The sequence below is a fragment of the Mesorhizobium sp. WSM4832 genome, assembly GCF_055811115.1.
In genome coordinates this window covers 89,239-114,750 of the sequence record NZ_JBVVQH010000005.1, presented here as the reverse complement: position 1 = coordinate 114,750, position 25,512 = coordinate 89,239, and the positions used below count along the sequence as shown (strand labels likewise).

Genomic DNA, 25,512 nt, shown 5'->3' with positions numbered 1-25,512 from the left:
ACGGCATGCTCAGGGTTAGAAGGTTCGAAAAGGACTTTGGGGAGAGCGGGATGGCCAATCCCTACGAACAGGACCTCGACAGGAACGCCGCCAATCACCAGCCGCTGACGCCGCTGACTTATCTCGAGCGCGCGGCCAAGACCTATCCCGATCATGTCGCCATCATCCATGGCAGCCAGCGCATCACCTACCGTGATTTCTGGCGCCGCTCGCTGAGGCTCGCTTCGGCTCTTTCGAAGCGCGGCATCGGCAAGGGCGATACGGTGACGGTCATGCTGTCCAACACGCCGCCGATGCTGGAAGCCCATTTCGGCGTGCCGATGACCAAGGCGGTGCTGCATTCGCTGAACACCCGCCTCGACGCCGCCGTCATCGCTTTCCAGCTCGACCATGCCGACACCAAGGTGCTGATTGTCGACCGCGAGTTCTCGGGTGTCGTCAAGGAAGCGCTGGCATTGGCCAAGGCCAAGCCTTTGGTGATCGACTATGACGATCCGGACTACGCCGCCGATGCCCCCTATCCGAAGGGCGATCGCATAGGCACGCTCGACTATGAGGATTTTCTCGCCGGCGGTGACGAGGCTTTCGCCTGGTCGATGCCCGATGACGAATGGGACGCCATCTCGCTCAACTACACCTCGGGCACGACAGGCAATCCTAAGGGCGTCGTCTACCATCATCGCGGCGCGGCGCTGATGGCCTACACCAATACCATCCATGCCGGCATGGCCAAGCACGCGGTCTATTTGTGGTCGTTACCCATGTTCCACTGCAACGGCTGGTGCTTCCCCTGGACTTTAGCCGTGCAGGCCGGCACCCATGTCTGCCTGCGCTGGGTGCGGGCGAAGCCGATGTATGACGCGATTGCCGACCACGGCGTCACCCATCTCTGCGGCGCGCCGGTCGTCATGTCGGTGCTGATCAACGCCAGGGACGAGGACAAGCGCGAGTTCCCGCAGACCGTAACCTTCAACACCGCCGCCGCGCCGCCGCCGGAGTCCGTGTTGTCCGGCATGGCCGACGCCGGCTTTGCCGTCACGCATCTCTACGGCCTGACCGAAACCTACGGCCCGGCCGTCGTCAACGAATGGCACAATGAGTGGGACGCGTTGGACAAAGGGCCAAGGACGGCGAGGAAGGCGCGCCAGGGCGTGCGCTATGCCTCGCTTGAGGGGCTGACGGTGATGAACCCGCAAACGATGGCGGAGACACCGGCCGATGGCGAGACCATCGGCGAGGTCATGTTCCGCGGCAACATCGTCATGAAGGGCTATCTGAAGAACAGGAAAGCGACCGACGAAGCCTTCGCCGGCGGCTGGTTCCATTCCGGCGATCTTGGCGTCATGCATCCCGACGGCTACATCCAACTCAAGGACCGTTCCAAGGACATCATCATCTCGGGCGGCGAGAACATCTCGTCCATCGAGGTTGAGGAAGCGCTCTACAAGCATCCGTCGGTCGCCTCCTGCGGTGTCGTGGCGCGCGCGGACGAGAAGTGGGGCGAGGTGCCTGTTGCCTATGTCGAGCTGAAGCCGGGCAAGACGGCGACTGAGGCCGAGATCATCGAGCATTGTCGGGGGCTGCTGGCACGCTTCAAGGTGCCGAAGGCGGTGGTGTTTGCGGAAATCCCGAAGACCTCGACAGGCAAGATCCAGAAGTTCAGGTTGAGGGAGATGGCGAAGGGGCCGTAGTCGCTCCCTTCGAACATGGCCATGACGTCGACAGTTTGCGCCAGCATCCGCGAGGTCGTCATCCTAGGGTGGAGCAGTCGCGAAGCGACGTCGCGAAAACCCTGGGATCCATGCCATTACCTTGCGGCCGCGCTCCAGCGGTTGCGAATAGCTTGCGGCGGATGTCTGCTGTAATATCGGCGTAACTTCTTGATCCGCCTTCGTTTTTCGGCGAGCGTCACGGAATGGATCCTCGGGTCTGCGCGCGTCGCTTCGCCCCTTGCTTCGCCCCAGGATGACGACTGCGCAGGCGCCAATGGCTAGTCGCTAACGTCTGTTGCGACCCTTGCGACTGTCACCATCTGTCACCATTTTGTACGCGTACGTCGATTTCGCGTTGACTCCTCCCTCCTTTCGCTTTACGAGTGACGAAAATCGAAATTCGTCATTTGTAAAAACGAAAGCGCCATGTCAGAAGCCGCCCACATCGTGGCAGACCCCGCCAGACAGGAGAATGTGACCCGCATTCTCGACTGCGCCGAGCGCCTGTTCCGCCATTACGGTTACGGCAAGACCAACGTTGCCGACATCGCCCGCGAGCTCGGCATGTCGCCGGCCAACATCTACCGGTTCTTTGCCTCCAAGGTCGAAATCCACCAGGCCGTCTGCGGACGCATGCTCGGCGCCAGCTACAAGATGGCCTATGAGATCATGCACCTGCCGGTCAGCGCCGAGGAACGGCTGCGCCGCTACATCCATGCCCAGTACAAGATGACGCTGGAGGTCATGCTCGACCAGGAGAAGGTGCATGAGATGGTCATCGTCGCGCTGGAGCGCGACTGGGGCGTCATCGACAAGCATGTCAACAGCATCCACGACCTCTTCGCCGAGGTGATCCGAGAGGGCATCGAGGCCGGCGAGTTCAGGCAGCAGGATCCGGAGACGGCCTCGCGCTGCTTCGGTGCCGCCACCGTCATTCTCTGCCATCCGCAAATGGTGGCGCAGTGCCTCGCCAAGACCAATCGGGCGATGCCCGACGAGCTTATCGACTACGCTATCAGAGCCTTGAAATAGAAGCTGTCCGCCGGGTGCCGGCCGACAAATCATCTCCAGTTCGGGAGTGCTAAGGTGTCTTTGTCCAGTTCCATCCTCCGCAAGCTGCCGGCCGCCGGCCTCCCGGTCGTCGGCATTGTCGTCGCGACGCTCGGCCTCGCCGGCTGCAGCCAGGAGAAAGCCGAGGTCGTCCAGGAAGTCGCCCGGCCGGTGAAGGTGGTCGAGATCGGTGAGGCGCAGACGTCTCGCCAGCTCGATTATTCCGGCTCGGTGCGCGCCCGCACTGAGATGAACCTTGGCTTCCGCATCGCCGGCAAGGTCACCGAGCGTCTGGTCGACATCGGCCAGCATGTGAATGCAGGCGACGTGCTCGCCCGTGTCGATCCTATCGACTACGAACTGTCGGTGAAGAGCGCGCAGGCGAGCCTTGACGCCGCCGAACGCCAGGTCGAAACCGTCGATCTCGCCAAGAAGCGCGCCGAGCAGCTCTATGCCAAGAACTTCGCGCCGAAGTCCCAGCTCGATCAGGCGACGCTGACCTACGACCAGGCGGTCGCGACCCGCGATGCGGCCCGTTCGACGCTGGCCCAGGCGCAGAACCAGGTCCAATATACCGACCTCAAGGCCAGTCAGGCCGGCATCGTCACCACCGTTTCCGCCGATGTCGGACAGGTGGTCGGCGCCGGCACACCCGTCATGACCGTCGCCGTCGACGGCGAAAAGGAAGTGTCGATCGCGGTGCCGGAGATGGACGTCGCCGGCTTCCGCCCGGGCAAGGAAGTCAAGGCGAGCTTCTGGTCGGACGACGGGCTGACGCTTGACGGCAAGGTCCGCGAAGTCGCCGGCAGCGCCGACCCGCAGTCGCGCACCTTCGCGGTCCGGGTGTCGCTGCCCAACGACCCCCGCGTTCTGCTCGGCATGACCGCCAATGTCGAGGCGACCGTCGACAACAAGGCGCAACTTGTGTCGATCCCGCTGACCGCGATGGCGCAGAAGGACGGCAAGCAGATCGTCTGGACCGTCGATCGCGCCTCCGACACGGTGCATCCGCGCCCGATCAAGGTCGCCAACTTCACCGCCGACGGCGTAACCGTGGCCGACGGCCTGAAACAGGGCGATATCGTGATCGCGGCCGGCACCCAGTTCATGACCGAAAACCTGAAGGTCAAGCTTTCCGGCGACGCCGCTCAGCAATCCGCCTCGGCGGAGGATAACGCCGCCACCACGAGCAGCCTGCACTGATGCCTGCCGCCCAAAAATGCGAAGCGGTTTTGGGAAAACGACATGTATCGAACCAAGCCTGAAGTCAGGCGCGACAGACGCCTTTCCCGCTCTCGCTGCATGCGCCGCGAGCCGGGGAGGGCCTGAGTTTCCGGGCGGCGGACGCCCGATCGTGAGATGCCGGCATGTTGGCTCCCCCCGCAGCAGTGCCGCGTCCCCCGCGATTTGCGAGTCTCTCTCCGCTTGAGGGGTCTCGCCGCCCGGAAGCCCACCGAACTTAAAAGCAGCATGCCAGGCGTGCTTTGCCCGATCAATTGGACTGGACTTGTGCCATGACCACCACCGACATCAGCACTGAAAAGCGGCCCTTCAATCTTTCGCGCTGGGCGATCGGACATCCGAGCATCGCGCGGTTCCTGTTCGGCCTGATCATCCTGGCCGGCGCGCTAGGCCTGATGCGCATGGGCCAGAAGGAAGACCCCGATTTCACCTTCCGCGTCATGGTGGTGCAGGCGACCTGGCCTGGCGCCTCGATCCAGGACATGGAAGACCAGGTCGTCAACAAGATCGAGCGCAAGCTGCAGGAAACGCCGCATCTCGATTTCGTCCGCTCCTACACTCGCGCCGGCAGCGCCATCATCACCTTGCAGGTCAAGGGCGACACCAATACCGAGGAGGTGAAGGACGCCTTCTACCAGGTGCGCAAGAAGGTCGGCGACATCGCCAATGAATTGCCGCAAGGCCTGCTCGGTCCGTATTTCAACGACGAGTTCGGCGACACCTTCATCACGCTACATTCGATCAGCGGCGACGGCTTCACCTATCCGGAGCTGAAGAAGTTCGCCATCCAGGCGCGCGACATGCTGTTGACGACGCCGGGCGTCGAGAAGGCCGTCATCATCGGCGACCAGCCGGAGAAGATCTATATCGACGTCTCGTCCAAGGCGCTCGCCGAACGCGGCCTGACCATTGTCGACCTGCAGAACGCCGTGAAAGGGCAGAACGCCGTCGATCCGGCGGGCTCGGTCGATACCGGCCTGCGCTCGGTGCGCATCTCGGTCGAGGGCGACGTCACCAAGGCCGCCGACATCCGTGAACTGAGGCTGCGCTCCGGCAATCAGGTGACGCGCCTCGGCGACATCGCCACCGTCTCTTCCGGCCTCGAGGATCCCTACGAGCGCAAATATCGCTTCAACGGCCACGAGAGCGTCCAGGTCGGCGTCGTCATGGCCAAGGGCTTCAACGTCAGGGACGTCGGCAAGGATGTCCAGGCGACCTACCAGCGCTTCGAGGCAGGGCTGCCCTATGGCGTCGCTGTCGACCAGGTTTCCGACCAGCCGCAGGTCGTCAAGGACGCGGTGAGCGAGTTCATGGAGGCGCTCGGCGAAGCGCTGCTGATCGTGCTTGCCGTCTCGCTCCTGTCGATCGGCTGGCGCTCAGGCCTGGTGATCGCCATCGCCATCCCGCTGGTTTTAGCCGCCACCTTCGCCATCATGTACGAGATCGGCATCGATCTGCAGCGCATCTCGCTCGGCGCGTTGATCATCGCGCTTGGCCTGTTGGTCGACGACGCCATGATCGTCGTCGAGATGATGGAGCGAAAGCTCGAGGAAGGGCTGGTCAAGATCGAGGCGGCGAGCTTCGCCTATAGCTCGACCGCCTTCCCGATGCTCACCGGCACGCTGATCACCACCGCGGGTTTCATCCCGGTCGGCTTCGCCGCCTCGACCGCGGGCGAGTATGTGCGCACGCTGTTCTACGTCGTCGGCATCGCGCTGATCGTCTCGTGGTTCGTCGCGGTCTATTTCACGCCGTGGCTCGGCCACATGATCCTGAAGCAGCGCAAGCACGCCGGCACCCACCACGATGTCTTCGACACCGGCTTCTATCGCCGTCTGCGCGCGACGGTCACTTGGGCCGTGCGCCACCGCATCATCGTGCTCGTGGCGACGCTCATGACCTTCGCCACCAGCCTCTGGGCATTCCAGTTCATCCCGCAGAACTTCTTCCCGCAATCCTCGCGTCCGGAAATCCTGGTCGATCTCTGGCTGCCGGAAGGCACCTCGATCAAGGAGGTCGAAAGCCAGGCCAAGGCGCTGGAAGCCAAGATGATGGACGATCCCGACAAGCGCTTCATCGCCACCTATATCGGCGAAGGCGCGCCGCGCTTCTTCCTGCCGCTCGACCAGCAGCTCCGCAACCCGAACTTCGCCCAGCTCCTGGTGATGGCCAAGGACGAGCCGGCGCGCGAGCGGCTGATCGTCAAGATGCGCAAGATCCTGGCGCAGGATTTCCCCTCGATCCGCGGCAAGGTCGACCGCCTGTTCCTCGGCCCGCCCACAGGCTGGCCGGTGCAGATGCGCGTCATGGGTCCTGACCGCCAGGAGGTGCGCCGCATCGCCGACGAGGTGAAGGCGAAGTTCCAGGCCAACCCGCTGCTCGGCGCCATCCATGACGACTGGCTGGAACCTGTGCCGGCGATGAAGCTGGTGATCGATCAGGATCGTGCCCGGGCGCTCGGCGTCACCTCGCAGCGCATCCGCCAGATGCTGCAGGCCACCATGTCCGGCGCGCCGCTCGACGACTTCCGCGACGGCGAGGAGACGGTCTCGATCGTCGCCCGCGAGCCGGAGGCGACCCGTCATCTGCTCTCCTCGGTGGACTCCGTCTACATCCCGACCGACTTCGGCGGCTCGGTGCCGCTGTCGCAGGTGGCCAAGGTGGTGCCTGTGATGGAGCAGGGCGTCGAATGGCGGCGCGACCGCCTGCCGACGATCAGCGTGCGCGCCACGCTGCCGGACGGCGTGCAGTCGAACGACGTCGTCACCAAGATGTACAACGACATGAAGAGCCTGCGTGACGGTCTCGCCCCCGGCTACCAGATCGAGATCCAGGGTGGCGCGGAGGACTCGGCGGAAAGCCAGGCCTCGATCGCCGCCAAGGCGCCGATCATGCTCGCCATCATCGTCGTGCTTCTGATGGTTCAGCTGCAGCATTTCGGCAAGTCGATGCTGGTGCTGGCCACCGGTCCGCTCGGCATCATCGGTGCCGCGGCCGCACTGTTGATCAGCGGCGCGCCGTTCGGCTTCGTCGCCATCCTCGGCGTCATCGCGCTGCTCGGTATCATCATGCGCAACTCGATCATCCTGGTCGACCAGATCGATCAGGATATCGCCAGGGGCATGGACCGATCGGAGGCGATCATCGGCGCTGCCGTGCGCCGCTTCCGGCCGATCATGCTGACGGCGATGACGGCGGTTCTGGCGCTGATCCCGATCTCGCGCGCCGTCTTCTGGGGGCCGCTGGCCTACGCCATGATGGGCGGCATCCTGGTCGCCACCGTGCTCACCATCCTGGTGCTGCCGGCCGGCTACGCGCTGTTCTTCGGCCACGAACCCAAGAAGGCGAAGACCGACGAGCAGGCGCCCGAGCCGGAGAAGGTCGAAGGCATCGAACGGCCGCAACTGGCGTTGGCCGCGGAATAAGAGGTGGCAACCTCGGATCATCCGCCATCGGTGAAGGCCGGTGGCGGATGATCCACATCACAGGCGACCGCGTCGGGCGAAAATGCTCCGCGGCAAGGCTTCCGCAAAACAGAATTCCTTTCCAGCAGCGCAATGCGGGCCGATCCTGCGCCGATATCGGAGCGGCAACGCTCGTCATCGCTGGATCATTGCCCATGTCAGAACAAAAGCAACTGCGCCTCGGCGCCTTCATGCGCCCCGTCAGTCTTCACACCGGCGCCTGGCGCTATCCGGGCGCTTATCCCGACGCCAACTTCAACTTCGCGCATCTGAAGCGTTTCGCGCAGACGCTGGAGGCGGCGAAGTTCGACGCCTTCTTCATGGCCGACCATCTGGCCGTGCTCAACATGCCGATCGAGGCGCTGCGGCGCAGCCACACGGTGACGTCCTTCGAGCCGTTCACGCTGCTGTCGGCGCTTGCCGCCGTCACCGATCATATCGGCCTGGTCGCCACCGCATCGACCACCTTCGACGCGCCCTATCACATCGCCCGCCGTTTCGCTTCGCTGGACCATATCAGCGGCGGCCGCGCCGGCTGGAACATCGTCACGACCTCCAATCCCGACGCCGCGCAGAATTTCGGCCTCGACGAGCATGTCGAGCATGACGAGCGCTACCACAGGGCGCGCGAATTCTACGATGTCGTCACCGGGCTGTGGGACAGCTTCGCCGACGACGCCTTCATTCGTGACGCGGAAAGCGGGCTCTACTTCGACCCTGCCAAACTGCATGTGCTCAACCATAAGAGCGAGCACCTATCGGTGCGCGGGCCTCTTAACATCGCCCGGCCCATCCAGGGCTGGCCGGTCATCGTCCAGGCCGGCGCCTCGGAAGCGGGGCGGCAATTGGCGGCTGAGACTGCCGAGGTGATTTTCGCCGCTCATGGCGATCTCGCGGCCGGCCAGCGCTTCTTTGCCGACGTCAAAGGCCGGGCGCAAAAACTTGGCCGCGCGCGCGACGACATCAAGATCCTGCCCGGCGCCTTCGTCATCGTCGGCGACAGTGTCGAGGAAGCGCGGGCCAAGCGGGCGAAGCTCGACAGCCTGGTCTATTACGAGAGCGGCATCGCCTCGTTATCGATCGCGCTCGGCCACGACGCGTCGAGTTTCGATCCGGACGGTCCGTTGCCGGACATTCCGGAAACCAACGCCAGCAAAAGCAGCCGCGAGCGAGTCATTGAACTGGCGCGGACGGAGAGCCTCACCGTCCGCCAGCTCGCCCAGCGGCTCGGCGGCTACTCGGGCCTCGCTTTCGTCGGCACGGCCAAGACCATCGCGGACGAGATGGAGGAATGGCTCCTTGCCGAAGGCTCCGATGGCTTCAACATCATGTTTCCCTACCTTCCGGCTGGCCTCGACGATTTCGTCGAGAAGGTTGTACCGGAGCTGCAGCGCCGAGGCATCTTCAGGCGGCAATATGAAGGATCGACGCTGCGCGAGAATCTCGGCCTGAAACGGCCGCCCAACCGGTTCTTCGAACAAGCGGCGGTCCGCAAGGCAGGTTGATGCCGGGATCAGGAAGATCGGCAAAAAAAGAGAGACGGGTGCGCCGAGGCGCGCCCGTCTTCTTTCAGGCCGTCGTGTCAGATGACGAACACCCAATTGGCGATCAGCATCACCACCACGCCGGCGATCAGCGTCAGGTAGGGCAGCATGCCTGCCTTCTTGACCGAAAGGTCGGCTCCCGCCATGCCAAGGTCCGCCAACATGTGTTCGGGGAATTTGCCGCCGTCCTGGATGTAATGACGGAACCAGAACACCGGGATGATCAGCGCCGCGGTGATCAGGCCGGCCCATAGCGCCATCGGGTTCCACACCTTGGCGCCGGCACCCATGAAGATCGCATTGACATAGGCGAAGATCGCCCCAACCCCCAGGAGCCACGAGGGCGCCTTCCAGGGTCGGACGATTTGGCCGTTGTCGATGCGGTGGATCCACCCGGCGTTGAGGTTGAGGAAGTTGAAGATGATGTAGCCGCAGTTCGACACGGCAAGGATGAAGAAGAAGCTCGTCGCGTCGGCCGAGGCAATGGCCAGCACGATCAGGTTGAAGACGAGGTCTGTCCACATGGCGCGGGTCGGCGCCCCGTGTTCGTTGACATGGCTGAGATAGCGCGGCAGCCAGCCGTCGACCGAACCCTGGTAGAGCGTGCGCGAGGAGCCGGCCATCGCCGTCATGATGCAGAGCACCAGCGCCAGGATCATCAGCATCACCAGCAGGCTGTGGATCATACTGCCGCCGCCGACCATGCCGGCCAGCGCGTCGGCGACGCCCGAGCCGTCGACGATCGGCGTCGCCAGCATGCCGTTCAGGCCAAGCACGCCCTGGAAGGTGAAGGGCACCAGGATGAAGAGCAGCATGCAGAGCAGGCCAGAGTAGAAGATGGCCTTGAAGGTGTCGGTGCCGGGGTTCTTGAACTCGGACGTATAGCAGACCGCGGTCTCGAAGCCGTAGGTCGACCAGGCCGCGATGAACATGCCGCCGAGCGCCAGTGTCCAGCCGGCGATGTTCCAGGAGCCAGGGTCGGGTGCGTAGGCGGCGGCCAGCGGCACCAGCGGCGAGAAATTCGCCCAGTCGATCTGGCCGGTGAAGATCGGCACGACGCCGACGATCAGCATCGGGATGATGACCAAAAGGCCGATATATTTCTGCACATTGGCCGTGCCGAGGATGCCGCGATGCTGGATCGAGAAGATGATCAGCATCAGCACCGCGCCGATGAAGAAGGTGGCGTTGAAGGTGAAGGACACCGGGCCCAGCGTATGGCCCCACAGCGACCAGGTGCGTATGGCGGGCGTCGCGGCCGCGGTCACCGCGGCGATGGCATCGGCCGGAGCAGTTCCGACATGCGCCGCGATGTAGGCGACCACTTCCGGCGAAGTCTCGCCGAAGATCGGCACCGGCGCCAACGCATTGAGGATATAGGCGGCTGCGATCGAACAGCCGAGTGACAGCACCGGCGACCAGGCGAACCAGTTGCACCACACCGACAGCGGCGCGATGAACTTCGAGTAGCGCAGCCAGGCCGTGGCACCGTAGATCGAGGCGCCGCCGGACTTGTTCGGGAACAGTCCAGCGATCTCGGCATAGGTGAAGGACTGCAGGAAACCCATGATCATGGACACAGTCCAGATCAGGAAGGCGAGTTTCCCGGTCGTGCCGGCAATGCCGCCGATCGAGAACAGGACCAGTGCTGGAACGCCGCTTGCCACCCAGAAGGCGCCACGCCAGTCGATATGCCTGAGCAGCTTGCTTTCGGCAGGCTGCTCCAGGGCAGTGCTTATCGTGCTCATATCTTGTGTCTTCCCCTTTTTCTATTCCCCGCCGGCGACGCTTCGGCTCTCGCGAAGCTTGCTCCCCGGCAAATCACCATCCGGCTGTCGTGTTTCCACTCAGTCGTATTTTTTTCTTAAGAGTGAAGATTGATCCGACGCGCTTTCGCGTCAAGCGTTTTGTGGATGTCGTGCACATCAGGTTTGCGAAACATCGATTCACCCGCCGCCGGCGGGCGGCGGCGGGGGCAGATCTGCGCTGGGAGGCGATCAGGAACGCGGCTTGGTCTTCTGCGGATCGTAATGGGCGAAGGCCACGACGCGCGCCGGCAGCCGCTTGGCATGGCCGTCGAGTTTGCCGATCTCGACCTCCGTTCCGATCTCGGCATGGGTGATGTCGAGCCTGGCCAGCGCGATGGTCTTGCCGAGCAGCGGCGAGCGCATGCCGGAGGTGACGACGCCGATCTGGGCGCGGCCGACATGGACGCAGTCGCCATGGCCGACGGCGACATTGGCATCGATGTCGAGCCCGACAAGCTTGTGCTGCGGATGCTCCTTGCGCCGGATCAGCGCCGCGCGGCCGATGAAGTCGTCGGCCTTGGTCTTGAGCGGCACGGTAAAGCCGATGCCGGCCTCGAACGGATCGGTCTGGTCGGAGAACTCGTAACCGGCGAAGATCAGCCCCGCCTCGATGCGCACCATGTCGAGCCCCTGCAGGCCCATCGGCTTCAGCCCATGCGGTTGGCCGGCTTCCCAGATCGCGTCGAACACCTTTTCGGCGTCGCGCGGATGGCACCAGACCTCATAACCGAGTTCGCCGGTATAGCCGGTGCGCGAGACGACGACCGGAACGCCGATGCGGGCGACGGCGAAGCGGAACCATTCGAGTTCGCCGATCGAGGGTTGCACTGGCGAGGTCCAGACGACCTCCTTGAGGATGTCGCGGCTCTTCGGCCCTTGCACGGCGATGTTGTGCATCTGGTCGGTGGAGGAGCGCACCAGCACGTTGAGGCCAAGCTTCGTGGCGGTCTCGCGCAGCCATTCGCCGGAAGGATCGTCGCCGCCGACCCAGCGGAAATTGTCCTTGCCGAGCCGCAGAAGCGTGCCGTCGTCGATCATGCCGCCATGCTCGTAGCACATCGCCGAATAGACGACCTGGCCGACGCCGAGCTTCTTGACGTCGCGCGTCAGCGTGTATTGCAACAGCGCTTCGGCATCCGGTCCGGTGACTTCGAACTTGCGCAGCGGCGAAAGGTCCATGATCACCGCCGCCTGCCGGCAGGCCCAGTATTCGGCGATCGGCCCTTCCTTGGCGAAGGAATTGGCGAGCCAGTAGCCCCGGTATTCGACGAAGTCGCGCGTGTGCTTGGCAAAGCTCGAATGAAAGGCTGTCTCGCGGGTCATTTTCGGTTCCGAGTCGGGCTTCGTGCGTCTGGCGATCGCTCGCGAGAATTTGTGCTGGCCGGAATAGCTGCGCACATGGATGTCTGTCAGGTTCCAGCCATTGGCGGGCGTGGTGTCGTCCGGGCAGGCCGAGGACACGCAGACGATGTCGGTCAGGGCCCTCAAGAGCACATAGTCGCCCGGACGCGACCAGGGCTCGTCCGACACCATCAGGCCATGCGCGTCGATTGCCGTGTTGAAGAAGAAGTTGATCGCCATCCAGCCGGCGCGGGGCGTGACACCCTTGTCGGCGAGCGCCTTGTTGAAATTCTCCGAGCAGTTGACGTGGCCGGGATAGCCGATGTCGTCGTAATATTTGGCGGCGCAGGCGAGCGCGAACGCATCGTGCCGGCCGCATGTGTCCTGCACCACCTCGACCAGCGGCTCCATGTCCTGGTCGTAGTATTTCGAGTGCAGGCCGGGCATCGGATAGCTCGATCCCATCAGCGTGCGGGTCGTCGTCACATCGAGCGGCAGATCGCGTCCCTTGTCCAGCTTGCGCGCCGAAAAGCACTGGAAGTCCGTGCATTGCCGGCCATCGACGTCGATGATCTGCAGATAGTCGCCAGCCTTGACGAAATAGGATTCCGCCGTCGCCGAATGCACCCTGAGATCGAGCACCGGATCGGCGAGCGGATCGGCAAGCTGCGATCTCGTCTTCAGCCGGATCGTGGCGCGGCGCACCATCACGGTGAGCGGTGTCGCGGTGTTGTGGCCGTCGACCAGCATCGGCCCGCCCGGGGCAGCGATCAGCAGCGCGCCGTCGCGCTGTACCGAAAAGCTCTGCTCGGTCCCGGCCGGCGTGGCACCGCCGAAGACGCGTACGGCCATCGGCTGGTCGAGCTGTACCTGGCGGCGTTGCAGGCTGAGGCGCAGCGCGGAGAGGCTGTCGTCGCCTTCGGCCAGCAGCGCCTTGATGCCGGCCGCGTTGCTGTTGGACCGTTCGCCGAAAATGCCGGGATCGGTGGCGCCGGATTTGTCCCAGGCCAGCAGCTCGCATGGCTGACCGCCCTCGACATTGGTCACGCTGACGCTGTCGCCGGCCTCGACGTCGATCAGCACCGCGCCATTGCCATGCACGGTACAGCGTTCCACGCCCGGCGGCAGGCTGATCTGGCCGGGTCTCAGGATCAGGCTCGGACGCGGCGGTCCGGACAGGACGGCAGGGTAGGGCGACTGGCTCATCTCAAACCCTCCTCCGAGCGAGAAACAAGTTTGCCTGTGTGTGAAAATATTTTAGCAGCAAGAATAGCAGCGCGATGGCGTTTGGCAAGCACTGGCTCCCCCTTCTCCCCCTGTGGGAGAAGGGAAGGGCGCGTACCGCTACGCCAGGTCCTCGGAATGGCTGATTGTCACGCCATGCTCCGCGGCTGAGTCGAGAATCGTGTGCCACAGGCTCTCGGCGAAGGTCGCGAACACCAGGAGATTGAACACTGCCTGTCCGCTGCGATCATTACCCCGCCACAGCGTGACACTCGTGTGGTCCATCGACGTGGCCGCAGCAGCGCCTACACCGAACACATCGGGATGAAGATCGATCGAGGAGACCTTGGCGAGCATCGCGCGCGCCTTCTCTCCGGAGACGCTGATCAGCACCCGCGCATGCGACTGATCGGAAAGCGAAGCCGATCCGGCAAAGACAGGCGCCAGCGCGTCAATCCTGTGCTTGCCACCTTTCGGCAGGACAAAAAACTGGTCCGGTCCGGACCAGATCAGCGTGGCGTCGGACGTGCCGACCGCCTTGGGCGTTTCCGGTGCGGCGGCGCCGAAGCGTGCCTTCGCGGCCTTCGCCATCTCACCGGCCTTGCCGCGCCGCGCCATCACCTGGACGAGGTCGAAATTGCGGATCTCGGCCAGCGACACGCCGGCATCGCCTCGCGCGCCGTAAGCGCCGGCGACCAGCGCGCGGTCCAGCGGGCTGCGGACGTCCCAGGAAAAATCAGCCACGCTGGCGTCCTCCATCCGGATCGTAGAAGACGGAATTGCAGAGCTCGACATCGTAGTCCTCGCCGCGCAGCGGGTCATGAGCGTGCACGATCTCGCCGATGCGCTCGCGACCGCGCTCGACGAGGCCGAGCCCGATCCACTGGTCGAGCACCGGCGAGAAGCACACCGAGGTGACATAGCCCTGGTCGTTGTCGGGGCCGGGCGTCTCGCCCTTCGGAACGATGTGCGCGCCGGAGCGCAGGCGCCGCGCCTTGTCGGTCGGCTTGATGCCGACGACCACCTGCCGGTTCGGCGCCACCAGCGCCTCGCGGCCGGCCATGACGCGGCCGATGAAATCCTTCTTGGTCGACATCATCTTGCCGAGGCCGAGATCGGCCGCGGTGGTCGTGCCGTTGAGCTCCGGCCCGGCGACATGGCCCTTTTCGATGCGCATCACGCCGAGCGCCTCGGTGCCGTAGGGCGTCACGCCGAATGGGGCGCCAGCGATCATCAGATTGCGCGCCATCGCCTCGCCGTAGCGCGCTGGCACCGAAATCTCGAACGCCATCTCGCCGGAAAACGAGATGCGGAACAGCCTGGCCTTCAGGCCGCCGCGCAGCTTGACCTCGCGCGCGCCCATGAACGGGAAACCTTCGTTCGACAGGTCCTCGGACTCATCAACGATCTGTTTGAGCAGTTCCCGCGCACTCGGCCCGGCGATGGAGAATTGCGCCCACTGGTCGGAGACCGAGGTCAGCTGCACATCGAGTTCGGGGAACAGCACCTGCCGGCAGAATTCGAGATGCTGCATCACCAGTCCGGCTTTCGCCGTGGTGGTGGTGAGGAAGTAGTGGTCCTCGGCCAGACGCGAGGTCGTGCCGTCGTCATAGACGATGCCGTCCTCGCGCAGCATCAGCCCGTAGCGCGCCTTGCCGACGGCGAGGCTGGAGAAGGCATTGATGTAGACGCGGTCGAGGAAGGCGCCGGCGTCGGGGCCGTGCACGTCGATTTTGCCGAGCGTCGAGACATCGCAGAAGCCGACGCCGCCGCGCACTGCCTTGACCTCGCGGGTGACTGATTCCAGCCAGTCCTTCTCGCCAGCGCGCGGGTACCACTGGGCGCGCTTCCACAAGCCGGTGTCGACGAAGATCGCGCCCTGTTCGGCCGCCCAGTGATGCGATGGCGTCAATCGCGTCGCGTGGAAATTCTCGTCGCGGTGGTGGCCGGCGAAGGCGCCGATGGCGACAGGCACATAAGGTGGCCGGTAGATGGTCGTGCCCGTCTCGGGAATGGACTTGCCGCTCACCGCAGCCATGATGGCGAGGCCGGCGACATTGGATGTCTTGCCTTGGTCGGTCGCCATGCCGAGCGTCGTGTAGCGCTTCAGGTGCTCGACCGATTGAAAGCCCTCGCGCTGCGCCAGTTCGACGTCGGATGCGGTGACGTCATGCTGCTGGTCGACGAAGGCCTTGCCCTTGCCCGTGACATGCCAGAGCGGCGTCAGCGAAAAGGCCTCGTCGTCGGCGACCGGCATCGAGCCTGTGCCGCCGCTGCGCCCGGCATCCAGTGCGGCCGCGGCCCCGGCCTCAAACCCTTCGCGCAGGCAGGCACCGAGACCGAAGGCGCCATTGGCCGCGCCCGCGGCGACCATGCCGGGCGGCGCGCCGTCCGGCACGAAGGCGGCGATGTCGTCGCGCCATTTCGGCCGGCCGCGATGGTAGGAGGTGAGGCCGACCGCCGGGTTCCAGCCGCCCGAGACCGCAAGCCCATCGGCCTCGACCTCGGCGCGCGCGCCGCCGGTCAGCGAGACGGAAATCTTGCGCACGCCGTTCTTGCCGCCGTCGACGCCGTTGACGGAGCCATGCAGCACCGGGAAGCCGCCTTTGCTGGCAAGCGAGCGATGGGCTGGCGAAACGTCCGGCCGTGCATCGATCACCGCTGCAACCTGCAATCCAGCGGCGATCGCCGTTTCGGCTGTCCGCCAGCCGTCCTCATTGTTGGTGAAGAGCGCGATGCGCCTGGACGGCGTGGCGGCGTAGCGGTTGATGTAGCTGCGCATGGCCGACGCCATCATCACGCCCGGCGTGTCGTTGCCGGCAAAGACGATGGGGCGTTCGATCGAACCGGCCGCGACGACGCAGCGCTTGGCGACGATGCGCCACAGCCGCTGGCGCACCTGATGCTCCGGCGGCACCGGCAGATGGTCGTTGACGCGTTCGATCGCGCCATAGGTACCGCCGTCATAGACGCCGAACAGCGTCGTGCGGGTCATGATGCGCACATCCGGCATCGCCGTCAGTTCGGCAACCGCGCGCGCGACCCATTCGGCGGCCGGCAATCCGTCGATCGTGCCGCCATCGGCAAGCAAGCGTCCGCCGAGGACAAAATCCTCTTCGCAGAGGATGACGCGGGCGCCGCTGCGGCCGGCCGCAAGGGCAGCGGCCAGGCCAGCCGGACCCGAGCCCGCGATCACCACGTCGCAATGCGCCCAGGCCTTGTCATAATGATCGGGATCGGGAAGGCCAGCCGCGCGGCCGAGGCCTGCGGCGCGCCGGATCGCCGGCTCGTAGATCGCTTCCCAGAACTTCGCCGGCCACATGAAGGTTTTGTAGTAGAAGCCGGCGACGAAGATCGGCGCGAACAGCTGGTTGACCGCCATCACGTCGAAATTGAGCGACGGCCAGCGGTTCTGGCTGGCGGCTTCCAGGCCCTCATAGAGCTCGACCGTCGTAGCCTTGGTGTTCGGCTCGCGCCTGGCGCCGCTGCGCAGCTCGACCAGGGCGTTCGGCTCTTCCGAGCCGGCCGTCAGGATGCCGCGCGGACGGTGATACTTGAACGAGCGGCCGACGAGCTTGACGCCGTTGGCGACCAGCGCGGAAGCCAGCGTGTCGCCCTTGAGGCCGAAGAAGGTCTTGCCGTCGAAGCGGAAGCTGATCTCTTCCGACCGGTCGACGAGACCGCCATTGTTCAGCCGGTTTGCCTGATTGCCGCGCATCACGCACCAACCTTGGCGGCGCCGGCACCCGCCGCCGGCTCGACAGCCGAAATCTCATGCGTCAGCGTGTTGCGTGTGACCTTCAGCCAGGCCCGGCAGCCGCCGCCATGGTACCAGTGCTCGCTCATCACGCCGGCGATATTGTCGCGAAGATAGACGTAATCGTAGACGGCGTCCTCGCCGGCATCGGCCGCGGGGCGTTGCGGCTTGGCATCGCCGAGATAGGTGAACTCGCCGAGTTCGCGTTCGCCGCAAAAGGGACAGACTATGCGCATCTTGTTGCGGCCGCTTTCAATGCAGGTTCGGTTGGGCGCCCTGGCCCTTCTCGTCGATCATGGCGCCGCGCTGGAAGCGGTCGAGGCGGAACAGCGCCGCCTCCTTGTGCGACTCGTCGCGGGCCAGCAGATGGGCGAAGACCAAGCCCGAGCCCGGCGTCGCCTTGAAGCCGCCATAGCACCAGCCGGCGTTGATATAGAGGCCGTCGACCGGGCTCTTGTCGATAATCGGCGTGCCGTCCATCGACATGTCCATGATGCCGCCCCACTGGCGCAGGAGCCGCACGCGGCCGATCATCGGGATCAGCGCCATGCCGCCTTCGCAGACATCCTCCACGACCGGCAAATTGCCGCGCTGGGCATAGGAATTGTAGCCGTCGATGTCGCCGCCGAAGACCAACCCGCCCTTGTCGGACTGGCTGACATAGAAGTGTCCGGCGCCGAAGGTCATGACATTGGGCAACAGCGGCTTGATTGCCTCCGAGACGAAGGCCTGCAGCACATGGCTTTCGATCGGCAGACGCAAGCCCGCCATCGCGGCGACGCGTGACGAGGAGCCCGCCACCGCCATGCCGACCTTGCCGGCGCCGATCCTGCCGCGCGAGGTCTCGACGCCGGTCACCTTGCCGTTGGCGTCGCGGGTAAAGCCGGTGACCTCGCAGTTCTGGATGACGTCGACGCCGAGTTCGCTCGCCGCATGCGCATAGCCCCAGACGACCGCATCGTGTCGGGCCGTGCCGCCGCGCCGCTGCAGGAGTCCGCCCTGCACCGGGAAACGCGCATGGTCGAAGTTCAGGAACGGCATCATCTTCTTCAGCGCCGCCTGGTCGAGCAGCTCGGCATCGATGCCGTTGATGCGCATGGTGTTGCCGCGCCGCGCATAGGCATCGCGCTGCGCGTCGGAATGATAGAGATTGATGACGCCGCGCTGGCTGACCATCGCGTTGTAATTCAAGTCCTGTTCCATCCGCTCCCAAAGCTTCATCGACAATTCGTAGAAGCCGGTGTTGCCGGGCAGGCCGTAATTGGAGCGGATGATGGTTGTGTTTCGGCCGGCATTGCCGGAGCCGATCCAGCCTTTTTCCAGCACCGCGACATTGCGGATGCCGAATTCACTGGCCAGGAACCAGGCCGTCGCCAGCCCGTGGCCGCCGCCGCCGATGATCACCACATCGTAGCGGTCCTTGGGCGCGGCGTCGCGCCAGGTCGGCTTCCAATTCTTGTGGCCGGAAAGGGCGGCGCGGGCGAGCGAGAATATCGAATATTTCATCAGTTCATTCCGAGGTCGCTCGCACCGCCGAGGGTCTAGATATCCAGCGTGTGGTCGCGCTCCCATTGCGTGAAGTGCGAAGCATAGGAATTCCATTCCTGTTGCTTCAGCTTTAGATATGCCGACGAAAATTCCTCACCCAGCGCCGCCTTGAGCGATTTGTCCTGGTCGAACTCGCGCAGCGCGTCGAGCAGGTTGAGCGGCAGTTTCGGTGCGTCGGTGACGGTATGGCCGAACTGGTACATGTCGATGTCGTAGCGCTTGCCGGGATCGGCCTTCGAGCGGATGCCGTCGAGGCCGGCGGCGATGATGACGGCCTGCAGCAGATACGGGTTGGCGGCGCCGTCGGGAAGGCGCAGTTCGAAGCGGCCGGGTCCCGGTACGCGCACCATGTGTGTGCGGTTGTTGCCGGTCCAGGTCACCGTGTTCGGCGCCCAGGTGGCGCCCGAAATGGTGCGCGGGGCGTTGATGCGCTTGTAGGAATTCACCGTCGGATTGGTGATCGCGGCAAGCGCCGAGGCATGTTTCATGATGCCGCCGAGGAAGTTCTTGCCCTTGGCCGAGAGGCCGAGCTCCATCGCGTTGTCGGCAAAGACATTGGTCTTGCCGGTCTCATCCCACACCGAGATGTGGGCATGGCAGCCATTGCCGGTCAGGCCCTGGAACGGCTTCGGCATGAAAGTCGCGCGGAGACCATGCTTTTCCGCGATCGACTTGACCATGAACTTGAAGAACGAGTGCTTGTCGGCGGTCGCCAGCGCGTGGTCGAAGGACCAGTTCATCTCGAACTGGCCGTTGGCGTCCTCATGGTCGTTCTGGTACGGGCCCCAGCCCAGAGCCAGCATATGGTCGCAGATCTCGGCGATGACATCGTATCGGCGCATCACCGCCTGCTGGTCGTAGCAGGGCTTCGAGGCGGTGTCGTATTGGTCGGAGATCGCGCTGCCGTCCGGCGAGATCAGGAAGAACTCGGCCTCGACGCCGGTCTTGACATGCATGCCGTCGCGGGCGGCCTCGGTGATCAGCCGCTTCAGCGTGTTGCGCGGCGCCTGGTCGACTTCCTTGTCGTCCATGATGCAGTTGGCGGCGACCCAGGCGACGTCCTTCTTCCACGGCAACTGGATCACCGATGCCGGATCCGGTACCGCCAGCATGTCCGGATGCGCCGGCGTCAGGTCGAGCCATGTCGCGAAACCGGCAAAGCCCGCGCCGTCCTTTTGCATATCGGCGATCGCCTGCGCCGGTACCAGCTTGGCGCGTTGGCCGCTGAACAGGTCGGTGTAGGAGATCATGAAATATTTGACGCCGTTCTCCTTGGCGAATGCGGCGAGATCGTTCCCCATTATAATTCCTCGCAGTGGTGTTTTTGCTGATGTCCTAGAAGCCGTTCTTCCCGGGTATCCAGTTGGTGCCGGCTAAAGGCACGCCTGCCATGGCGGCGGCCTCGATCGAGAGCGCGACGAGATCCTCAGGCTCGAGATTGTGCAGGCTGTTCTTGCCGCACGCGCGGGCAATCGTCTGCGCTTCTAGAGTCATCACCTTGAGGTAGTTGGCGAGCCGCCGTCCGGCCGCGACCGGGTCGACCCGCTTCATCAACTCAGGGTCCTGCGTGGTGATGCCGGCCGGGTCGCGGCCCTCGTGCCAGTCGTCATAGGCGCCGGCGGTGGTGCCGAGCGCGTTGTAGTCCGCCTCCCAGCGCGGGTCGTTGTCGCCGAGCGCGACGAGCGCTGCCGTGCCGATCGAGACAGCGTCGACGCCGAGCGCCAGCGCCTTGGCGACATCGGCGCCGTTGCGGATGCCGCCGGAGACGATGAGCTGCACCTTGCGGTGCATGCCGAGGTCCTGCAGCGCCTGCACCGCCGGCCTGATGCAGGCAAGCGTCGGCTGGCCGACATTCTCGATGAACACTTCCTGGGTCGCCGCCGTGCCGCCCTGCATGCCGTCGACCACGACGACGTCGGCGCCGGCCTTCACCGCGAGCGCCGTGTCGTAATAGGGCCGTGCCCCACCGACCTTGACGTAGATCGGCTTTTCCCAGTCGGTGATCTCGCGCAGTTCGAGGATCTTGATCTCGAGATCGTCCGGCCCGGTCCAGTCGGGATGGCGCGAGGCCGAGCGCTGGTCGATGCCTTTGGGCAGCGTGCGCATCTCGGCGACGCGGTCGGAAATCTTCTGGCCAAGCAGCATGCCGCCGCCACCAGGCTTGGCGCCCTGGCCGACGACAACTTCGATGGCGTCGGCGCGGCGCAGGTCGCGCGGGTTCATGCCGTAGCGCGATGGCAGGTACTGATAGACCAGCGTCTTGGAATGGCCGCGCTCTTCCTCGGTCATGCCGCCGTCGCCGGTCGTCGTCGAGGTGCCGGAAAGCGTGGCGCCGCGCCCCAAGGCTTCCTTGGCCGGGCCGGAGAGCGAGCCAAAGCTCATGCCGGCAATCGTAATCGGGATCTTCAGCTCGATCGGCTTCTTGGCATGGCGCGAGCCCAGTACCACCGAGGTGTCGCAGCGCTCGCGATAGCCTTCGAGCGGATAGCGCGAGATCGAGGCGCCGAGGAACAAAAGATCGTCGAAATGCGGCAGCTTGCGCTTGGCGCCGGCGCCACGGATATCATAGATGCCGGTCGCCGCCGCGCGGCGGATTTCGGAAAGCGTGTAGTCGTCGAAGGTCGCGGACTTGCGCGGCGTCGTCGGCGGGTTGCGGTAGGTCATCTTGCCTCAATACGCGTCGGCGTTGTCGATATTGAAATTGTAGAGTTTTCGAGCCGAGCCGTAGCGCTTGAACTCCGATGCCTTGACGCCGGTGACGCCGGCCTTGTCGAGCAGGCCCTGCAGCAACTCGATATGCTCGGGCCGCATCTCCTTGGCGATGCAGTCGGCGCCGAGGCTTTCCACCTTGCCGCGCACGAACAGCCGCGCCTCATAAATGGAATCGCCCAGCGCGTCGCCGGCGTCGCCCAGCACCACGAGATTGCCGGACTGCGCCATAAAGGCCGACATGTGGCCGATATTGCCGTGCACGACGATGTCGATGCCTTTCATCGAGATGCCGCAGCGCGACGAGGCGTTGCCCTCGATGACCAGCAGCCCGCCACGGCCGGTGGCGCCGGCATACTGGCTGGCGTCGCCCTTGATGACGATCGAGCCCGACATCATGTTCTCGCCGACGCCGGGGCCGGCCGAGCCGTGCACGGTAATCGCGGCGCCGTCATTCATGCCGGCGCAGTAATAGCCGACGCTGCCGCGCACATCGATGGTGACCGGCTGGTCGACGCCGACGGCGACGGAATGGCTGCCCCTTGGGTGAAGCACTTCCCAGGCCGTCTCGTTCGAGCCGGGCGTGAGCTTGTGCAGCGCCTGGTTCAATTCGCGCAGTGAGTGTTCGGAGAGGTCGAAGACCCTCGCGTGGCCTTGCTCGCGCTCGGCCTTCGACATTGTGGTTGCCGGCATCAGCTCAATGCTCCCAGAAATAGACGGTTGCGGGCTCCGGTTCCCAGACCCGCGCGTTGTCGATGCCGGGCAGCTTGGTGAGCGCGCGATATTCCGAGCCGAAGGCGACATACTGGTCGGTCTCGGCCATCACGGCGGGCTTGCAGGCAATCGGATCGCGAACCACGCCGAAGCCGTTCTTGGTGCCGACGACGAAGGTGAAGAAGCCGTCGAGATCGGAGAGCGTGCCTTCCAGCGCCTCGCCGAGATTCTTGCCGTGCGCCATCCGGTTGGAAAGATAGGCGGCCGCCACCTCGGTGTCGTTCTCGGTCTCGAAGGTCATGCCGTCGCGGATCAGTTCGCGCCGAACATTGTTGTGGTTGGACAGCGAGCCATTGTGCACGAGGCACTGGTCGGCACCGGTCGAGAAGGGATGCGCGCCCATCGTGGTCACCGCCGATTCCGTCGCCATGCGGGTGTGGCCGATGCCGTGCGTGCCCGTCATCGCGCGCACCTCGAAGCGATCGACGACGGCTTCCGGCAGGCCGACTTCCTTGTAGATTTCCACAGCCTCGCCCGCGCCCATGATGCGGACGTCCGGCCGCAATGTCTGCAGCGCCTCGCGCGCGGCATCGACCTTGTCAGGCGCGGTCCGGATCACGGCATGGGTGGACTTCGCGGCAAGACTGACCGGCGCGCCGATCACCTTGGCGAGTTCGGCGTCGAGGCCGCCGAAATCGCGCTCCGGCCTGGCCGACTGAATGGTGATCTTGGCTTCATTCTTGGAAGGGGCGCCATAGATGGCGATGCCGGCGCTGTCAGGTCCGCGGTCGCTGAGCGACACCAGCATCTCCGACAGCATCGCGCCGAGCTTCGGCTCCAGCGCCTTGTCCTTCAAGAAAAGTCCGACGATTCCGCACATACCCGCCTCCAACGTTTTTTGGCTCTCAGATGATGTACCCAATGAGTTTGCCGAATTCAATGGTATGAAAGAAATTTTCCTGTCGTTATATATTCGAAGGCGCATCGCGTTGGCCACTATCGCCGTCGGGGCGCCCCTTGTGAACCCAGACCGCATGACGGACGCGCGCGATCTTGTAGGCGTCGAGGATCGAGAAGGCATAGATCAGGAAAGCGCCGGCATGGCGGCCGATGAAGCTGGCGTCGGCCGGCGCCAGCTTGGTCGTTATCCAACCAAGGATCACCATGAAGAACAGGAACTGCAGCCCGCGTACCGGCATGCCGAGCATGACATGGCCGCTTGCCGGCAAAACGATCGCCGCGCCGAGCACGAGATACGGATTTGCGGGAGCAGGCATGTCGGTCCTGTCGGTCATGCGGCCTGCCGTTCGCGCTGGTTGATCGCATCGCGGAGCCCGCACGTCACCGCGAGCAGCCTTTCGATCAAGGCGGCGTCGATGCCGGCATCGCCGAACGCGGCCTGGCGGAACACGCCGTAGCGTGCGCGCTCGGCCTCGGCCAGCAGCCAGACGATACGCACGCCCTTCGGCGTGATCAGCAATTCCTTGGCGCGGCCTTCGGCAAAAATGTCGGTATGCGCGGCGATCAGGTCCTGCGGAAAGGCGACGCCCTTGCGGTCGGTCTTGAGCACCGCATCAGCGGGAAAGCCGAGCACCTTAGGCAGCGTGTGCGCAAGGTGGTCGAAGTTGGAAAATGTCGTCGCCGAATTCGGCCGCATCATCATGTCGAAAATACCCGGCACCGCGACCGGCTCGGTGATCGAAACGGCGAGCCAGCGCGTCGGCAGCTTCCGCGTCGCCAGCGTGTCGACGATGGTGCGCAGCTGAACGCGCTGACCGTTCCAGGAGCCGGCCCAGGTGACGACACCGGCCGTGCCGTCGGAAATGTCGGTGGCATCTGGAATGACGCTGCGAACGCTCGCCGTGTCGGCGGCCAAAGCTGCCTTTGCCCTGTTGCGGCCGGCGCGCGCGAGCCAAGCGACATGGGCGACGACGCTCAATGCGATCGCCCCGGTAAGCAACACTGACGTCAGCTCGGACATTTCGGTACGCCATGGCCCGCCACGAATAGGCGGGCCGTTACTCTACTCAATAACCCTGCGGCTTCGGCCACGGCATGGAGAACTGGTCGCCGCGCCGCACGAACTTGTAGCGGTAGAAGTGGAACCATAGAGAAATCAGGAAATAGAAGACGGTCATCGCGATCAGCTGCGAGCCGAAGCCGAGGAAGATGGCAAAGAAAGTCACCATGCACAGGCAGAACAGGACGATCGCCGGCAGCGGATGGAAGGGGTGCGTGTAACCGCGGCGGATCGTGCCCAACGGCCACTTCCTGCGGAACATCATGATGTTGATGCTCATGAAGGTGTATTGCAGCACGCCCGACAGGATCGAGAAGGTAATCGCCTGGTTGAGGTCCGCGATGAAGGCGAAGGCCAGCGCGATCGGCAGCAGGAACAGGATCGAGCGATAAGGCGTGCGGTACTTCGGGTGCACCGCCGAGAACCAGCTCGGCAGATAGCGGTCGCGGCCGAGCGAGAACCAGGCGCGCGCCGCATCGTTGATGCAGCCATTGGCTGAGGCAAGCGCTGCCAGCAGCGTCGCGATGAACAACAGGTTTTCCAAGAGCGGGCTGCCGGTCAATTTGCCGGCGTCCCACAGCGGATAATAGGTGATGCCAAGATATTCCCAGGGCATCAGCGAGGCGCAGACATACCAGGTCATCGCCGCGGCGATCAGCAGCGTGATCATGCCGGCCATGGTGCCGTAGGGCAGGGAGCGTGCCGGCGAGCGCACTTCCTCGGCCGCCTGGGTCGTGCCCTCGATGCCGAGATAATACCAGATGCCGAACTGGAAGGCGGCGATCACACCGATCCAGCCATAGGGCAGCGCATTGCCGGGGGTCACCAGCTCGTTGAGCTTCAGCACCGCGCCTTGCGTCCACGGGCTGACGGAAAAGAACAGGATCACGATCGAGACATAGGCGATCGCGGTGATGTTGAGCCAGGCGAGCACGACGATGGTGGCGGCGATGAAGGAATTGTGCGTCAGTCCCTCGACGCCGGCCTTGGCGACGATCGTGTCGCCCAACAGGATCGCGTCCGAGACTTCGAGCATGGTGTAGGCAAACACCAGGAACAGCGCGACGTTGAAGGCCATCAGCGGCCCGACGATATGCTTGGCCTGCGCGTACTGGCCGCCGGCGGCGGCGACGGTGGACGTCACCTCCGAATCGATCATGGCGACCGAGGTGTAGAGCAGCCCGACGATCCAGCAGACGATCAGCGCTGCCAGCGCGCCGCCTTTGTCGGCCGAGAAATTCCAGCCGGTGAACTCGCCGACCAGCACGATGCCGACGCCGAGCGCCCAGACATGGGCGGGGCCGAGCACCCGAAGCAGCGAAACCCTGTCGCCGTGGATCGTCGTCGTTTGTCCCGTATCAACCGCAGCCGTCATGTCA

General features: G+C 64.5%; 18 protein-coding genes. 5 read left to right on the top strand and 13 right to left on the bottom strand.

The window, feature by feature from the left end; genetic code table 11:
• Positions 1-50: 50 nt before the first annotated feature.
• The 5 genes from AC0L2L_RS09140 to AC0L2L_RS09120 all read left to right on the top strand — a co-directional run bounded on the left by AC0L2L_RS09140 (position 51) and on the right by AC0L2L_RS09120 (position 8,973).
• Positions 51-1,691, top strand: a complete 1,641-nt coding sequence (locus AC0L2L_RS09140) for an acyl-CoA synthetase (RefSeq protein WP_473577680.1) — start codon at positions 51-53, stop codon at positions 1,689-1,691.
• 447 nt (positions 1,692-2,138) lie between these two features.
• Positions 2,139-2,744 (top strand): TetR/AcrR family transcriptional regulator, encoded by a 606-nt coding sequence (locus tag AC0L2L_RS09135; protein WP_473577678.1) that lies wholly within the window; start codon positions 2,139-2,141, stop codon positions 2,742-2,744.
• Positions 2,745-2,828: 84 nt separating this feature from the next.
• Positions 2,829-3,965: an efflux RND transporter periplasmic adaptor subunit gene (locus tag AC0L2L_RS09130; RefSeq protein ID WP_473577978.1), complete on the top strand. Its 1,137-nt coding sequence runs from the start codon at positions 2,829-2,831 to the stop codon at positions 3,963-3,965.
• A gap of 311 nt (positions 3,966-4,276) precedes the next feature.
• On the top strand, positions 4,277-7,429 hold the full coding sequence (locus AC0L2L_RS09125) for an efflux RND transporter permease subunit (RefSeq protein WP_473577677.1): 3,153 nt from the start codon (positions 4,277-4,279) through the stop codon (positions 7,427-7,429).
• Positions 7,430-7,623: 194 nt separating this feature from the next.
• The gene (locus AC0L2L_RS09120; protein WP_473577675.1) at positions 7,624-8,973 is read left to right on the top strand and encodes an LLM class flavin-dependent oxidoreductase; all 1,350 of its coding nucleotides are present in this window, start codon (positions 7,624-7,626) and stop codon (positions 8,971-8,973) included.
• Between the two features lie 77 nt (positions 8,974-9,050).
• Here AC0L2L_RS09120 and AC0L2L_RS09115 read toward each other — a convergent pair whose 3' ends face one another.
• The 13 genes from AC0L2L_RS09115 to AC0L2L_RS09055 form a co-directional block, all read right to left on the bottom strand.
• Entirely contained in the window at positions 9,051-10,760 is a 1,710-nt protein-coding gene (locus AC0L2L_RS09115; RefSeq protein ID WP_473577674.1) for an APC family permease, read from the bottom strand.
• A 249-nt stretch (positions 10,761-11,009) separates the two neighbouring features.
• On the bottom strand, positions 11,010-13,367 hold the full coding sequence (locus AC0L2L_RS09110; RefSeq protein ID WP_473577672.1) for a DUF1989 domain-containing protein: 2,358 nt from the start codon (positions 13,365-13,367) through the stop codon (positions 11,010-11,012).
• Between the two features lie 138 nt (positions 13,368-13,505).
• Positions 13,506-14,129: a sarcosine oxidase subunit gamma gene (locus AC0L2L_RS09105; RefSeq protein WP_473577670.1), complete on the bottom strand. Its 624-nt coding sequence runs from the start codon at positions 14,127-14,129 to the stop codon at positions 13,506-13,508.
• Entirely contained in the window at positions 14,122-17,103 is a 2,982-nt protein-coding gene (locus AC0L2L_RS09100; protein ID WP_473577669.1) for a sarcosine oxidase subunit alpha, read from the bottom strand. Before AC0L2L_RS09100 ends, AC0L2L_RS09105 begins: the two co-directional genes overlap by 8 nt.
• Positions 17,103-17,378: a sarcosine oxidase subunit delta gene (locus AC0L2L_RS09095; RefSeq protein ID WP_027164512.1), complete on the bottom strand. Its 276-nt coding sequence runs from the start codon at positions 17,376-17,378 to the stop codon at positions 17,103-17,105. Before AC0L2L_RS09095 ends, AC0L2L_RS09100 begins: the two co-directional genes overlap by 1 nt.
• Before the next feature lie 16 nt (positions 17,379-17,394).
• A complete protein-coding gene (locus tag AC0L2L_RS09090; protein ID WP_473577667.1) occupies positions 17,395-18,648 on the bottom strand; it encodes a sarcosine oxidase subunit beta family protein in 1,254 nt (417 codons plus the stop codon).
• A 35-nt stretch (positions 18,649-18,683) separates the two neighbouring features.
• The gene (gene glnT, locus AC0L2L_RS09085; RefSeq protein ID WP_473577665.1) at positions 18,684-19,991 is read right to left on the bottom strand and encodes a type III glutamate--ammonia ligase; all 1,308 of its coding nucleotides are present in this window, start codon (positions 19,989-19,991) and stop codon (positions 18,684-18,686) included.
• A 34-nt stretch (positions 19,992-20,025) separates the two neighbouring features.
• The gene (locus AC0L2L_RS09080) at positions 20,026-21,354 is read right to left on the bottom strand and encodes an FMN-binding glutamate synthase family protein (RefSeq protein ID WP_027164515.1); all 1,329 of its coding nucleotides are present in this window, start codon (positions 21,352-21,354) and stop codon (positions 20,026-20,028) included.
• Positions 21,355-21,360: 6 nt separating this feature from the next.
• On the bottom strand, positions 21,361-22,092 hold the full coding sequence (locus tag AC0L2L_RS09075; RefSeq protein ID WP_027164516.1) for a GltB/FmdC/FwdC-like GXGXG domain-containing protein: 732 nt from the start codon (positions 22,090-22,092) through the stop codon (positions 21,361-21,363).
• 4 nt (positions 22,093-22,096) lie between these two features.
• Positions 22,097-22,993 (bottom strand): class II glutamine amidotransferase, encoded by an 897-nt coding sequence (locus AC0L2L_RS09070; RefSeq protein ID WP_473577662.1) that lies wholly within the window; start codon positions 22,991-22,993, stop codon positions 22,097-22,099.
• A gap of 85 nt (positions 22,994-23,078) precedes the next feature.
• On the bottom strand, positions 23,079-23,408 hold the full coding sequence (locus AC0L2L_RS09065) for a hypothetical protein (protein WP_473577661.1): 330 nt from the start codon (positions 23,406-23,408) through the stop codon (positions 23,079-23,081).
• Positions 23,405-24,094, bottom strand: a complete 690-nt coding sequence (locus tag AC0L2L_RS09060; RefSeq protein ID WP_473577660.1) for a hypothetical protein — start codon at positions 24,092-24,094, stop codon at positions 23,405-23,407. Before AC0L2L_RS09060 ends, AC0L2L_RS09065 begins: the two co-directional genes overlap by 4 nt.
• Before the next feature lie 46 nt (positions 24,095-24,140).
• Positions 24,141-25,508 carry an APC family permease gene (locus AC0L2L_RS09055; protein ID WP_473577659.1) on the bottom strand — a complete coding sequence of 456 codons (1,368 nt, stop codon included), beginning with the start codon at positions 25,506-25,508 and terminating at the stop codon, positions 24,141-24,143.
• Positions 25,509-25,512: the final 4 nt, after the last annotated feature.